The sequence below is a fragment of the Streptomyces sp. G-G2 genome (assembly GCF_030063135.1).
GTDB lineage: Bacteria > Actinomycetota > Actinomycetes > Streptomycetales > Streptomycetaceae > Streptomyces.
The window spans coordinates 78,162-91,761 of record NZ_JASISO010000016.1 but is presented as its reverse complement, the minus strand read 5'-3'; the positions used below and the strand labels follow the sequence as shown (position 1 = coordinate 91,761).

Sequence of the window (13,600 nt, the reverse complement as noted above, 5' to 3'; positions counted from 1 at the left end):
TTCACTGACCGGGTAGGGGGTGGGGAACGGGGCTCGGGCCCGGGGCGGGAGGCCGCGGAGACACCAGGGCGTTGGCCAGCTTCCAGGGGCGGCCGTCGACCAGGTCCGTACCGCGCGACACCAGCCGCCTCTCGGCCTGGCGGGGGCGGACCGGGGCGAGGGTGAGGCCGGGGCCGGCAGCCGTGGTGGCGGGCGTGCTGATGGTGCCGTCGAAGGGGCTTTCCCGGGAGCGCCACAGGCCGAACTCCACGGGCAGGGCGTGAATGGCGCCGGCGTCGTGGCCTGCGGTGACGAGGTTGATCCGGTTCTCTGCCGCCCGCTCGGGCAGACCGAGGGCAGTCTCCCAGGGCTCGGCCGTGCCGAGGCAGACCGCCGCGGTGTCCACTCCCATAAGCGCTGCGAGGCGGAGCGTCTCCGGCTGGGCGGCGTCATCGCCCAGGACGACCGCGACCCGGCCCCAGGGCGTGTCGTGGGTGAGCAGCGCCTCCGCTTCACCCGCGCGGGCCCAGCCGTCGTGCCGCCTGCTCTCGTGCAGCTGGCGCTGGGTCAGCACCGGCCCATCGCGGTCGAGCAGCACGGCGCCATGACCGTCTGGCAGCGGGATCGTACAGGCGAGGTATGCCGGACTGCCCTCCAGCGCGGCGCGCAGGGCCAGCAGGACGGCCTGGCCCTCCTCGGTATCCGGCCGCCGCGGGCTGGTGCGAACGCCGCTGGGGTGCCAGAACAGTTCGGGCAGCACGATCAGCGCCGCGCCGCGTCCCGCGGCCTGGCGGGCCAGTCGCGCGGCGTCCGCGACGGCGGCGGGGCCGCTGCCGGACGGCCGGACGACCGCGGCTCCGACCTGCTCGGCGCGGGTCCCGGTGAAGGTGGGGGCGGGGGCGGGCGGGGAGGCGATCGGCAGGTAGAGGTCGGGCCGGCGCACCGCGAACGCGTCCGTGCCGTCCGTCCGGCGCTTGTCGGCGGCCGCGGCCGGCTGGATGTCGGCGACCACAACAGCCTCCCCGCGCCGGGGACCCTTGGCGACGACCGTGCCGTCGGGGGCGACGATCTGGCTCTCGCCTGCCCCGTCCAGGGCCTCGGGCGGCACCCCCATGGCGGCGCTTATCGCGTCGATCCGGTCGGCTGGGAGCAGCGGGCCGACCTTGTTGGCCGCGATGACCCACACCCGGTTCTCCGCGGCGCGTACCGGGATGTGGAGCGCCGCCTCGTCGAGGGCAAAGGAGTTGAGGCTGTTGAGCAGCAGGTGCGCCCCGCGCAGGGCGAGCCCCCGGCACACCTCGTGGATCACTCCTTCCATGCACGAGTACAGCCCGACGGGCCCCAGGGCGGTGGCGATGACCGGTCCGGCCTCGATGGCGGGGTCCAGATGGTCGTTCTCACTTCCCATCAGGACCTGTTTCTCCGCCGTTCCGGTCAGAGCGCCGTCCGGTCCGTAGAGCATGCTGGCCGCCGTGATGCGCTCAGCGCCAGGGCTCCCGGAGGCCAGCGTGACGTGGATCTTGACGTAGACGCCGTGGCGGGCGGCGTGTTCGGCCACCGGCGCCAGGAAGTCGTCCCCCGGCCGACAGGCTGCGGCCAAGGCCTGCTGCCGGTCGTCGTACCAGGAGAGGTGATTGCAGAACTCCGGCAGGACCACGAGAATCGCGCCTTGCTCCGCCGCGGCGTCGATCATCCTGAGACAGGCGGCCAGATTGGCCCTCCGGTCCCGGCCCACGGCGAACTGGGCGGCCGCGACGCGGAACGTGCGCGCTTCGTCCATGGTGAACTCCATTGGTTCCTCTAGCGGAACAGCGTTTCCCAAACATACACTCGGTGGCCCCACCGCGACAGGGGAAGCGACATCGACCCGAAGGAGCAAGTGCCTTGCTGGTGCACGTCGTTCTGATGCGATTCACCGATCCCGCCCGCGCCCCGGAGGCCGCTGAAAGGCTGCGGAGCCTCGACGTCACCGGCTCCGACGTCTCCTACGACCTCGTCCTCACCACCTGCCACGAGGACGCCGGCGAGCTCGCGGCCTACCAGCGGCACCCCGAACACCAGGCGCTGGCAGCATGGCTGACCCCGCTGCTCGCCCAACGCGCCGTCGTCGACCACCTGGAACCGGCACGGCGTCAAGTTCCGGGACCGCCGACCGGATAGGCCCCCGGCGCCATGCCCCCGCCCCCTGTCCGGAAGGCGGCCGGTGCGTGTGTGAGCACCGGCTGTACGTACTCCATCAGCCCCTCGGCACCGTACTCGCGGCCGTGTCCGCTGCCCTTGACCCCGCCGAAGGCGGCGCGCAGCGCCATCCCCGTCCGGTTGTGGGTGTTCACAAAGCGGAAGCCCGCGTCGAGCCGGGCCGCCAGCGCGAAGGCCCGTGGCTCGTCGGCGCTCCACACGGATGCCGCCAGGCCGTACGGTCCGGCGTTGACTCGGTCGACGAGCTCGTCCTCGTCCTCGTAGGCCAGAACGGGGAGAGCCGGGCCGAACTGCTCCTCGCACACCAGCGGCGCGTCCTCCCTGAGCCCCAGCAGCAGCGTGGGACGCACGAAGTGTCCGCCGGAGAGGTCCGTACCCGGCTGTACGGTCCCCAGCTCGACGGCGCTGCCGCCGCGCGCCCGGGCGTCGGCGATCAGCCCGCGGACCCGGTCCGCGGACGCCGCGGAGATCACCGGCCCCACGGTGGTGCGGGCGGCCAGCGGGTCCCCCAGCCGCAGTACGCGTCCGGCCGCCGCCACGTACCGCTCCACGAAGGAGTCCAGCCCGGCTCGCGGCGCGTAGATCCGCTTGGCGGCCATGCACACCTGACCGGCCGTCGCGAAACTCGCCAGGACCAGCCGGTCCATGTCCGTGTCCGTCAGCGTGGCGTCGTCCAGCAGCACAGCGGCGTCGTTTCCGCCGAGCTCCATCGTGGCCGGTGTCAGCGCCCGCGCGGCGGCCGCGCCGACCGCCCGGCCCGCCACCGCCCCGCCGGTGAAGGACAGCTTGCCCACAGCCGGATGGCCGGCCAGCCGCAGCGCGGCCTCCGCGTGTCCGTGGCATACCCGCACCGCGTCCGGCGGAAGTTCGCGGGCGGCGCCCTCCAGGAACGCCGAGACGGCCAGTGGGGCCAGCGGCGACGGCTTGACGACCACCGTGTTGCCCGCGGCGAGCGCGGGGGCGAGCTTGACGGCGGTCAGGATCACCGGGGCGTTCCACGGGGTGAGCGCGGCGACCACCCCGTACGGCCGGAAGTCGCGCTCCAGCCGGCCCTGGGCGTCGTCGACCGTGCGCCGCACCAGCAGCGGCGGAGCGTGCTCGGCATACCAGCGCAGCACGGCGCAGGCATAGCCCACCTCGCCCCGGCAGTCGGCGAGCGGCTTGCCGGACTCCCGCGCCAGCAAAGCCGCGAGGTCCCCGGTGGAGGCCTCCAGTCCGGCGGCTATCCGGGTCAGCGCCGCCGACCGGTCCGAGCCGGCCGTCCGGGCCCAGCCGGGCGCCGCGGCGGCCGCGGCCTCAACGGCGGCGTCCACCTCCGCTTCGCTGTGGAGCCGCACGCTCCCCACGGGGCGCGCCGTGCACGCCGGATTCTCCACCGTGATGGCCGCCCCGATCTCGCCCGCCTCCCACGGCAGTGTCACCGTGACCACCGCACGCCGCGCAGCGAGTCGATCATCGAACTGCGCAGCAGTGACCGCCGTGCCGCCGCCGGGTCCGCGGCCGTCGCCCGCAACTCTGCCGCGAGCGCCGCCCGTTCTTCCGGATCCCGGGTGCGCAGCCGCTCCCAGTTCCCGTGCGTCTCGGCCCCGACGTAGCGCAGCGCGCAGGCGCGGCGTTCCTCGGCGCAGTCCGACAGCTCCTCGTCGGACCCCGCGCCCGTCAGGAGGTCTGCCAGCGCGCGGCCCATCAGTACGGCGTCGTGGATCCCGCTGTTCATGCCCATGCCGCCCAGCGGGTTGTTCACGTGCGCGGCGTCCCCGCACAGCAGCACCCGGCCGCTGCGAAAGGTCCCGGCCACCCGCTGGTGGACGCGGTAGAGACTGGCGTGGGCGAGGGCGGGGCCGCCCGGATGCGCGGTGATGTCCAGCAGTCGGCCGGGCAGGCGCGCCAACTCGCTCCGGTCGGACGTGCCGGCCGGCGTGGGCAGCAGGACCCGCCAGTGGTCGGGGGTCTGCAGCAGCACCATCCACTCGTCGGGATCCAGCACGTAGGCGATGGGTGCCAGGTCGGGCAGGACGGCGCCGGGATTCTCGTCCAGCGAGGCGACAAGGAACCGCTCCGGGTAGGTGATGCCGTGGAACTCGGCCCCCACCGAGCGGCGTACGGCGGAGTGCGCCCCGTCCGCGCCCACCAGCCAGCTGCCGAGCACCCTGCTCCCGTCGGAGAGGACCGCGCAGACGCCCCGCGAGGTCCGCTCCACTTCGGCCACCCGCGCCCCGAAGCGCACCTCGCTGTCGGGAAAGCGGCCCAGCGCGTCCACGAGCAGCGGCGTCAGCTTGTTCTGCTCGCACTGGAGCCGGAAGGGGTACGGGGTGTCCTCGGACAGCAGCGACAGGTCGAGGGTCGCGACGGGCCCGGTCCGCCGGTCGCGGAACTGGAAGGAGCCGGCGATCAGCCCGCGCGCCAGGAGCGCGTCCACGACGCCCAGTTCGGCCAGCATCTCGAGCGTGGGCGGATGGAAGGTGGAGGCCCGGGACTCCGTCGCCAGCTCTGCCCCCGCCTCCAGCACGGTCACGGGCACGCCCCGGCGGGCCAGGACCAGCGCGGCCGTCAGGCCCACCGGGCCGGCTCCCGCTACGAGGACCCGGTCGGCGGCGGGCGTCCGCCGGGTGGCGGTCACCGGTTCTCCTCCTGCCAGTGCGATGTGCGCGGGGTGAAGCCCGCTTCCACGCCCGTTACCCGGGTGCCGGTGAAATGCAGCAGGGTCTCGGCGCTGCCCTCGTCGACCAGGCCGGACGCCCCCCAGGCCGGGCGGGGGGTGTCCAGGTGGAGGCTCATCACCGACGACCCGTTCACCTTTACCTCCCCGGCGGTGATGCGGGCAGCCACGCGCAGCCCGTCGTCGGGGTCCGCGGCGCACACGTACCCCTCCAGGCCGTAGCCGGTGGCGTTGGCCAGGTGTAGGGCCTCCTCCTCCCGCTCGTAGGTGTGCACGGCGGCCACCGGGCCGAACAGTTCCCGGCGGGTCGCCTCCTCGGGCGCTCCGGTGATCAGCAGCGGCGCGAAGTGGCTGCCGCGTTCCGGCACCTCGGTCCACGTGTTGGCCTTGGCGCCGGCGGTGGTCAGGGCGTGTACGCCTGCCGTCAGGGTCGCGTGGTGGCGGGAGTGGGCGAGCGGTCCGTAGCCGGTGCCCAGGGCCAGGGGGCCGCCCGCCCGCAATGCGGCGAGCTCGCGGCCGGTGGCGTCCAGCACCTCCGGTGCCAGGTCGGTGGGCAGGATCAGCCGGCCCAGCCCCCGGCACCACTGGCCGTTGAGTGCCGTCAGCAGTTCGGCGGCCATCCGGCCGGCTACCACCGGGTCGGATCCCGGCAGGACGAGCAGCGGGTTGTTGCCGCCCAGTTCGAGCTGTACGGGCTTGAGGGACTGACCGCAGACGGCGCCGATCCTCCGGCCCGCCTCGGTCCCCCCGGTGAAGGAGACGACGCGGATCCGCTCGTCGGCCACCAGGCGGGCTCCGGTCGCGGCGTCCCCGTGCAGCAGTTGCAGGACGGCCGTCGGCGCCCCGGCCGCCGCCAGACCCAGGGCGGCGGACTCCACCAGCAACTGGGTTCCGTACGGGCTGATTTCCGGAGCCTTGACGACCACCGGGCAGCCCGCGGCGAGGGCACTGGCCGCCTTGTGGGCTGCCATCGGCGCGGGGGCGTTGTAGGGGAGCACGCACAGGGCGGGACCGAGCGCGGCGCGCCGCACCAGCACCGGGTGGCCGCCGTGACCCGTGACCGTGCGCCGCAGCAGTCCGGCGCGCAGCTGGGCCGCCGCGATGTGGAAGGCCCCTGAGAGGATGACCCCCAGGCGGGTCGTCTGGGTGAGCGGTACACCGGTGGCGAAGGCCTCCGCCGCCACGATGCGCTCCACCGATCCTTCGACCGCGGCGGCCGCGCTTTCCAGCGCCCGGGCGCGATCCTCGTCCGGCAGACCGCGCCAGGCCCCGGAGCGGTGGAGCGCGGCGGCCGCCGCCAGTGCGGTTTCGACCCGCTCGGCGGAGCTGGCGAAGGCCGGCCGGATCCGGTCGCCGGTGTCCGGGTCCTCCAAGTCGAAGCCGAGGCGCAGCTCGCAGGGCTGCCATGTCCCCTCAACGAAGTCGCTCGTGGCAGGCAGGGTGACGGGTGCGCCGGCGGGATCGGGGAGAGGGGGTACGAGGGTCACTGGCTCTCTCCGAGCGTAGCGAACAGCGCGTTCTCCTGCGCCTCGGTGGCGATCTTCGCCGCCTCCAGGCGGCCACGCTCGGCGGGGAAGGTCATCACGAGGCCCATGGCCAGGTCGCGCAGGGTGCGACCGATGACGCCGTCCAACCGTGCCTCTGAGGTGCCAGACGCCTTCAGGGCGCCGAGGGCGACGCCGAAGCAGGCCTCGGTGACCGCGCCCTTGCCCAGCCGCCACTGGCTGAACACCTCTGACTTGGGCCTGATCGGGGGCTCGGAGGTCTCCAGTTCGAGCTGGCGCCGCAGCCACTGGTAGGCGGTCTCCAGGTTTTGGGTCATGTCCCCGATGAGGACCTGGTGCATGGGGGAAGAGGCGATGGGCCGGCCGGTGTCGGCGAAGGTCTTCCTGGTCAGCAGGTCCAGCGTGTAGTCGTAGACGGCCTGTGCGGCGCCGGTGTAGACGGCTGCGATGGCGAGCTGGTTGCCCACGAAGCTGCCGCGGCTTACCTGGAGCATGCGCGTGAAGGCCCCCGGCACGGTCAGGGCGTCGCGGTCGGCGACGAAGACCTCGTCGAGCCGGATGCCGTGGTTGGCGCTGCCGCGCATGCCGAGTCCGTTCCAGTGCGGGCGGGAGGACACTCCGGCGGCGTCGCGCGGCACGAGGAACATGGCCAGGCCGTCCGCGGTCTCCGTCTTCTCCCGCCGGGCGGTGACGAGGTAGACGTCGGCGACTCCGGTCGCGCAGCCGAAGGACTTCTCACCGGTGAGGACCCAGCCGCCCTCGGTACGGGCGGCTGTGGTCGCAATGGATATGTTCGCGGCGGCGCTCTTGGCCGACTCGCTGGCGAAGTTGGCGAGCCAGGAGCCTGCCGCCATCGTGGTCAGGACCCGCTCGGCGAAAGCGGTGACGGCGGGCGTCTCCTCCTGGGTGAACAGGCCCGCGCGGATGGCCTCCAGGGGCAGCAGACCGCGCGAGGCACTGGTGTTGTGGAAGAAGAAGGCGAGCGCCGTGGAGGGGCAGGCAGTGCCCATGGCGTAGGTGGCTGCCGCGAGGTCGCGCAGACCGCCCCCGATCCCGCCGTACTTCTCGGGCACGACGAGCCCGAGCAGGCCGGCCTCTCGCAGCAGCCCGGTGTGACCCGTCGGGAAGGCGGCCTGCGCATCGGCGTCGGCGGCCGCCGCCCGCAGGGCAGGCAGTACGGATTCGACGCGCTCGGCGCGGGCCCGCTCGGCCGGCGTCATGCGGTCGACGAGCTGCGCGCCCGTGAGTTGATGTGTGGTCATCGGCGTTGACTCCTTACTGGGATTCCGGGCCGCGGGAGGCGGCTGCCCGGGCGGGGGAGCAGGGTGCGGGCGCGGCGGGCGGTTGCCGTCGCAGCACACCCAGTTCGGCGCGCAGAGCCCGTACCGCGGCGATGTCCAGGGGGGCCGCGACGCCCATGCGGGAGCAAAGCAGCACGAGCCGCTCGGTGGCCAGAAGGCCGCCGTGGCCGCCGAGGGCGGTGTCGAAGCACCTGACCCCGCTTTTCATCCCGGTCAGGGCGTTGACCAGGCCGAGGCCGTGGTTGTCGCGCAGCGCGAGGCGCAGGGGGACGGGCCCGGCCGCGGGGACCGCGTCCTGGAGCAGTCGGCGCAGTGCCAAAGGTGATGCTCCGTCCGCGTCGTCGGGGCCCTCTGCGGGTTCCTCCAGGACGATCTCCCCGCAACCGGCGGCGGCCAGCCGCTGCACGGTCAGCAGGACGGCTCGGGCCGCCCCCGGGCGCAGCGCGTCGCGTATCCGTGCGACCACGAGGGTGTCCGGGTGCCCGGCGCCGTTGACCGCCCGGACCGCGTGGACGGACTCCCCGCCGGTACCGTCCGGTGCGACGGTGAGCTCGATGGCGGGGCAGCCGGCCTCGGCGGCGGCGACGGCGGCCGAGGCGTTGTCGACGTGGACCGAGGAGCAGCTCAGACCGGCGGCCCCGGCGCCGGCCGTTCCTGCGCCGTCGAGCGATGTGAGGCGCACCCGTACGCCCGCCCGCCGCAGCGCGTGGGTCAGGCGAGCGGTGTGCGGCGCTGCCACCGCGTCGGTCAGGCCGGTCTCGGCCAGGTCCACGCGGTCGGGGAGCGGATCCGCGAGCTGCCCCCAGGAGCGCGAGTGGAACAGCAGCGGGGAGGTGATGCGCGGTACTCCTGCTGCCACTACCTCACCCAGGAAGATGGAGTGGTCCCCGCCGGGGTAGCGGTGCAGGACGCGGCAGTCGACCCAGGCCGCCGAGTCCGTCAGCACGGGACTGCCGGTGGCGCCGGGCAGCCAGTCGCCCGCCGCGAAGCGATCGGTGACCCCCGGCTCCATGCCCGCGAACCTGCGTCCCAGTGCGAGGTGGTCCCGGCCCAAAACGTTGACGGCGAACACCCCGTTGCGTATGAGGAGATCGTGGGAGCGGATCCCCTGGGCCAAGCAGACCAGGACGAGAGGTGGTGCGAGGCTGACGCTGCTGAACGAGCTCGCCGTCATGCCGTGCCAGCCCTCCTCGCCGGCCGTGGTGACGATCCCCACGCCACTGGGCCACCGGGACAGCACCTGACGGAAGGTTGTTTCGTCGATGACGGTGGTCATCGCACCCCCGCTCGATTGTGTTTCCTCTAGTGGAACACTGTATCCATGAGCGTAACGACGGTCGCGGCGCGGTGTCAACGAATTCACCCGCCCCGGGATCACTGTTTCCCCTGGGGAAATCGACGTTATGCTTTTGCCAAGTCGGGGGACGACCTCGAAACCATCGCGCAAAAGGGGCACCTGTGACCGAGGAGACGAGCAGCAGCAGGTCCATCGCCGCAGTCGAGCGCGCCATGGACGTGCTGCTGATGTTCGGCCGCAGCGGCCGCCCCGACCTCGGTGTCACTGAGATCGCCCAAGAACTGGACATCACCAAGGCCGCCGTGCATCGCGTCCTCACGGCCCTGCGCAACCGCGACCTGATCATCACGGATCCCGTCACCCGCCGCTACGCCCTCGGACCGGCCGCCATCTCCCTCGGCCGCGCCTACTTGGCGCGCACCGACCTGCGGGTCCTCGCGGCCCCGGAGCTGCGCCGGCTCGCCGCCCAATGCGGGGAGACCGCCACCCTCTCCATCCGCCGCGGCGACACCAGGCTCTACGTCGACCAGGTCGTCCCCGAGCAGGAGCTGCGTATGGAAGTGGCCCTCGGGATCCCGCTCCCCCTGCACGCGGGCAGCTCCTCCAAGGCGTTCCTCGCCTTCCTGCCCGACGCCGAGATCGAGACCTACCTCGAACGCCACCCCCTGGACGCGGTCACCGACCGGACCATCACCGACCCCGAGCGCATGCGCAAGGAGCTGTCCGCCATCAAGCGGCGCGGCTACGCCATGTCGGTGGGGGAGCGGCAGAGCGGTTCCGCCTCGCTCGCCGCGCCCGTCTTCGGGCACGACGGCCATGTCATCGCGGTGGTCAGCCTGGCCGGCCCGCAGTCCCGGTTCAAGCCGCGCCTGGCCGAGTGCGCCCCGCTGCTGATGGCGAGCGTCGAACGGCTCTCGGCCGAGTTCGGGTACCGGCCAGGGGTCCGGTGACCCGCCTCAGAGGTCGGCCCCAGGCTTGAGCACCCCCAGCGTCGCGGCGGCCAGGACGCACGTCCAGATCCCCGCCACGTACGGGACGCAGCCGTTGACCGCCCGACGCAACGTCCGCTCGACCCCATCGCCTCCTCCCGAGCCCGCCAGGTCGCGGAACGCGGCCCCGAACGGGCGCAGCGTCAGCCGGATGCCCAGCCCGCAGGCGATCGCCGTCGCATACAGCAGGACCTTGGCGCCCAGCCAGCGGGGATCGGTCCGCACCCCGAACGGCTCCGCGGCCAGCAGGGTGTAGAGCCCGACGCCCCACAGTGAGGCCGTCAGTGCGATGCGTATCGCCCAGTCCGCTCGGCGTATCCAGGGGCGGCGGCCCGGACGGTGGTGCTCGCGCACGGTCAGCCATAGCCAGAGCGCCGCGAACACCCAGGTCGCCCCGGCGGACCAGCCGTTGAGCAGGCGCTGCGCCCCGTGCGGCTCCAGCGCCATGAGCGTGATTCCGCTCGGCAGTATCAGCACCAGGCAGATCTTCGGGCCGAGATCCAGCACACTCATGATCGACAGCGCCGTCGAGCGGGCGGCGACGGGCAGGCCCGGCTGCAGGACGTACCGGCTGGAGACGTAGACGCCGAGGTCGCCGCCCAGCCAGAAGACGAATAGCAGGATGTGGAGCAGGATCCACCATCCGTGCGGATGTGCTCCCATGTCTACTCCTCCCCCCGCTCGCCGCTGCGCCCGGACCCGGGGAAGGGGCCTGCCCGGCCCAGCAGGGCGGGCACCTGGATGCCGAGCACGGTGCCCAGCCAGGTCCCCGCCGCAGCGGCCGATTCCAGGTCGATGCCCGGTTCCAGGCCCATCCGCCGCAGCAGGTAGACCAGGTCCTCGGTCGCGATGTTGCCGGTGGCGGCCGGGGCGAAGGGGCAGCCGCCGATGCCGCCGAGGGAGGAGTCGAGCCACGCCGCACCGGCCGCGGCGGCTGCCACCGCGTTCGCGTAGCCGGTGTTGCGCGTGTTGTGGAAGTGGCAGCGCAGGACCACTCCGGGCGCCTGTTCCCGTACCGCCGTGAGCAGCCGGGTGACCGCGTCGGGGGCGCCCACGCCGATGGTGTCGGCGAGGACGATCTCCTCGGCGCCCGACTCCGCGGCGATCCGCGCCAGTTCGGCCACGGCCGACTCCGGGGTCTCCCCCTCGAAGGGGCAGCCGAACGCCGCCGCGATGGTCAGTGAGCGCCCGATCCCCTCCGCGTGGGCGCGGGAGGCGATCCCCTCCCACGCGGCCAGCGCCTCGCGCGTGCCCATGCCCTGATTGCGGCGCGAGAACGCGTCGCTCGCCACCACCACGTAGTTGACCTCGTCCACGCCGCTCGCACTCGCCCGTTCCATGCCGCGGGCGTTGAGCACCAGGCCGCTGTAGCGAACACCGTCCGGGCGCTTGAGCAGTCCCATCACCTCCTCCGCTCCCGCCATCTGCGGCACCCGGCCGGGATGGACGAAGGCCACCGCCTCCACCCGCCGCGCGCCCGCGGCCACCGCCCGCTCGATCAGGGCCACGCGCTGCGCCGGGGACAGTGCACGCACCTCGTTCTGCAGTCCGTCACGCGGGGCCACTTCCACCACGCCGGGACCAGTGAGCGGCTTGGCCGCCAAAGAGTTGTCCATGCGTCATATTCTGTCGCGTCGATTCCTCTAGCGAAACAGTGTTTCCCAAACTTACACTCGCCGTATGAGTGGACCCCTCTCCGACATCCGTGTCATCGAGACCGGCACCCTGCTTGCCGGTCCCTTCTGCGGCCAGCTCCTCGGCGACCACGGCGCCGAGGTCATCAAGCTCGAGGACCCCGGACGCGGCGACCCCATGCGCCAGTGGGGACGCGAACGGCCCTACGGCAAGTCCCTGTGGTGGCCGGTCGTCGCACGCAACAAGAAGTCCGTCACCTGCAACCTGCGCCGCGAGGAAGGCCAAGAACTGGTCCGCCGCCTCGTCGCCCGCGCCGACGTCCTCGTGGAGAACTTCCGCCCCGGCACCCTGGAACGCTGGGGCCTCGGCTTCGAGGAGCTCCGCGCCATCAACCCCGGCCTCGTCATGGTCCGCGTCACCGGCTACGGACAGGACGGCCCGTACGCGCCCCGCGCCGGCTTCGGCTCCATCGGCGAGGCCATGGGCGGCATCCGCCACATCACCGGCGAACCCGACCGCCCCCCGTCCCGCGCCGGCATCTCGCTCGGCGACGCCCTCGCCGGCACCATGGCCGCGTACGGCGCCGTCATGGCCCTGCACGCCCGCACCCGCACCGGAACCGGCCAGATCGTCGATTCCGCGCTCTACGAAGCAGTCCTCGCCTACATGGAGTCCCTCCTCCCCGAATGGGAGGTGGGCGGCTACCAGCGCGAACGCACCGGCCCCGTCCTCCCCAACGTCGCCCCCAGCAACGTCTACCCGACCGCAGACGGAGCCGCCGTCCTCATCGCCGCCAACCAGGACACCGTCTTCCGCCGCCTCACCGAGGTCATGGACCGCGCAGACCTGGCCGAGGACCCCCGCTACGCCACGCACACCGCGCGCGGAGCCCACCAAGGCGAGCTCGATGACGTCATCACCACCTGGACCGCCGGCCACGACGCGGCCACCCTGCTCGGCGCCCTGCACGCCGCCGGCGTCCCGGCCGGCAAGACCTTCACCGCCGCCGACATGCTCGCCGACCCGCACTTCGCCGCCCGCAACGCCATCGTCCGCCTCCCGCACCCCGACTTCGGCGAGATCCCCATGCAGAACGTCGTCCCGAAACTCTCCGGCACCCCCGGCGCCGTACGCTGGGTCGGCCCCGAACTGGGAGCCCACAACGACGAGGTGTACGGCGACCTCCTGGGCCTCACCGGGGAAGAGCGCGAGAAGCTCACCGCGGACGGAGTGATCTGACGTGGCCTACACGCCCCTCGCCGATGACTACGAAGCCGCCGGATTCGGCCGCCGCATCGGCTGGGGCGAACACCCCGCCGTCCTCCTCGTCGACCCCGTCCAGGCCTACGCCGTCCCCGACAGCCGCCTCTACCTCGACACGGCGGAACCGGCCCTGCACGCCATGGCGCACCTCGTCCGCGCCGCCCGCCGCACCCAGTTTCCCGTCATCTTCACCGCCGTCCACTACGACGACGAACCGAGCTCCCACGCACCGCACTTCGCCCGCAAGGTGCCCAGCCTCGACGCCTTCCGCGCGGGCAACCCCCTCGCGGCCTTCACCCCGCTCTGCGCCCCGCAACCGGGTGAGATCGTCATCCACAAGCACTACCCGAGCGCCTTCTTCCAGACCCGGCTGCGCGACGTCCTCACGGTCCTCGGCGTGGACACGCTCGTCATAGGAGGGTTCTCCACCAGCGGCTGCGTGCGGGCCACCACCTTGGACGCACTTCAGTACGGGCTGCGCCCCATCGTCGTGCGCGACGCCGTGGCCGACCGGGACACCGGTCCCCACGAGGGCAATCTCTTCGATCTCGACTCCAAGTACGCCGACGTGGTCGATGTCGGCGTGGCCTGCCGCCGCCTGGGGGACCCCGTGCACCCCCGCCCCGGGCGGATCTGACGGCCGTCATCCGACACGGTCCCGGCTCTCCGGTCCCAGCCCCGGACCCAGCCCCGCCCGTGCCCAGGGCTACCCTCGGGCGGTGAGGGCGGCGCGGGAAGCGGATCCGCACGAACCCCACCGCGTGCGGGCGGAC

At 73.0% G+C, this 13,600-nt stretch carries 12 protein-coding genes; 4 read left to right on the top strand and 8 right to left on the bottom strand.

Annotation, left to right across the window (positions count from 1 at the left end; all coding sequences use genetic code 11):
• Position 1 precedes the first annotated feature (1 nt).
• Positions 2-1,759 carry a nitrilase-related carbon-nitrogen hydrolase gene (locus tag QMF80_RS15360; RefSeq protein ID WP_283453496.1) on the bottom strand — a complete coding sequence of 586 codons (1,758 nt, stop codon included), beginning with the start codon at positions 1,757-1,759 and terminating at the stop codon, positions 2-4.
• Positions 1,760-1,869: 110 nt separating this feature from the next.
• Here QMF80_RS15360 and QMF80_RS15355 point away from each other — a divergent pair, with 110 nt between their 5' ends.
• Positions 1,870-2,139 carry a Dabb family protein gene (locus tag QMF80_RS15355; protein ID WP_283453588.1) on the top strand — a complete coding sequence of 90 codons (270 nt, stop codon included), beginning with the start codon at positions 1,870-1,872 and terminating at the stop codon, positions 2,137-2,139.
• On the opposite strand, the gene QMF80_RS15350 is transcribed toward QMF80_RS15355, so the two are convergent.
• From QMF80_RS15350 to QMF80_RS15330, 5 genes are read right to left on the bottom strand one after another with little or no spacing between them, the layout of a single operon-like run.
• Positions 2,112-3,599 (bottom strand): aldehyde dehydrogenase family protein, encoded by a 1,488-nt coding sequence (locus tag QMF80_RS15350; RefSeq protein ID WP_283453494.1) that lies wholly within the window; start codon positions 3,597-3,599, stop codon positions 2,112-2,114. The two genes, QMF80_RS15355 and QMF80_RS15350, sit on opposite strands and share 28 nt — an antisense overlap.
• A complete protein-coding gene (locus tag QMF80_RS15345) occupies positions 3,596-4,798 on the bottom strand; it encodes an FAD-dependent oxidoreductase (protein ID WP_283453492.1) in 1,203 nt (400 codons plus the stop codon). The genes QMF80_RS15350 and QMF80_RS15345 overlap by 4 nt, the downstream gene beginning before the upstream one ends.
• Positions 4,795-6,324 (bottom strand): aldehyde dehydrogenase family protein, encoded by a 1,530-nt coding sequence (locus QMF80_RS15340; protein ID WP_283453490.1) that lies wholly within the window; start codon positions 6,322-6,324, stop codon positions 4,795-4,797. Before QMF80_RS15340 ends, QMF80_RS15345 begins: the two co-directional genes overlap by 4 nt.
• On the bottom strand, positions 6,321-7,604 hold the full coding sequence (locus tag QMF80_RS15335; RefSeq protein ID WP_283453488.1) for an acyl-CoA dehydrogenase family protein: 1,284 nt from the start codon (positions 7,602-7,604) through the stop codon (positions 6,321-6,323). Before QMF80_RS15335 ends, QMF80_RS15340 begins: the two co-directional genes overlap by 4 nt.
• 13 nt (positions 7,605-7,617) lie before the next feature.
• On the bottom strand, positions 7,618-8,919 hold the full coding sequence (locus tag QMF80_RS15330; RefSeq protein WP_283453486.1) for a flavin reductase: 1,302 nt from the start codon (positions 8,917-8,919) through the stop codon (positions 7,618-7,620).
• A gap of 182 nt (positions 8,920-9,101) precedes the next feature.
• Here QMF80_RS15330 and QMF80_RS15325 point away from each other — a divergent pair, with 182 nt between their 5' ends.
• The gene (locus QMF80_RS15325; RefSeq protein WP_283453484.1) at positions 9,102-9,890 is read left to right on the top strand and encodes an IclR family transcriptional regulator; all 789 of its coding nucleotides are present in this window, start codon (positions 9,102-9,104) and stop codon (positions 9,888-9,890) included.
• Positions 9,891-9,896: 6 nt separating this feature from the next.
• Here QMF80_RS15325 and QMF80_RS15320 read toward each other — a convergent pair whose 3' ends face one another.
• Both QMF80_RS15320 and QMF80_RS15315 read right to left on the bottom strand, forming a co-directional pair.
• Complete coding sequence (locus QMF80_RS15320) at positions 9,897-10,592, bottom strand: hypothetical protein (protein WP_283453482.1); 696 nt, start codon at positions 10,590-10,592, stop codon at positions 9,897-9,899.
• A gap of 2 nt (positions 10,593-10,594) precedes the next feature.
• On the bottom strand, positions 10,595-11,545 hold the full coding sequence (locus QMF80_RS15315) for a hydroxymethylglutaryl-CoA lyase (RefSeq protein ID WP_283453480.1): 951 nt from the start codon (positions 11,543-11,545) through the stop codon (positions 10,595-10,597).
• A gap of 64 nt (positions 11,546-11,609) precedes the next feature.
• On the opposite strand from QMF80_RS15315, the gene QMF80_RS15310 reads away from it, so the two are divergent.
• Both QMF80_RS15310 and QMF80_RS15305 read left to right on the top strand, forming a co-directional pair.
• Positions 11,610-12,803, top strand: a complete 1,194-nt coding sequence (locus QMF80_RS15310; RefSeq protein ID WP_267718888.1) for a CaiB/BaiF CoA transferase family protein — start codon at positions 11,610-11,612, stop codon at positions 12,801-12,803.
• Position 12,804: 1 nt separating this feature from the next.
• On the top strand, positions 12,805-13,464 hold the full coding sequence (locus QMF80_RS15305) for an isochorismatase family protein (RefSeq protein WP_283453475.1): 660 nt from the start codon (positions 12,805-12,807) through the stop codon (positions 13,462-13,464).
• Positions 13,465-13,600 lie beyond the last annotated feature (136 nt).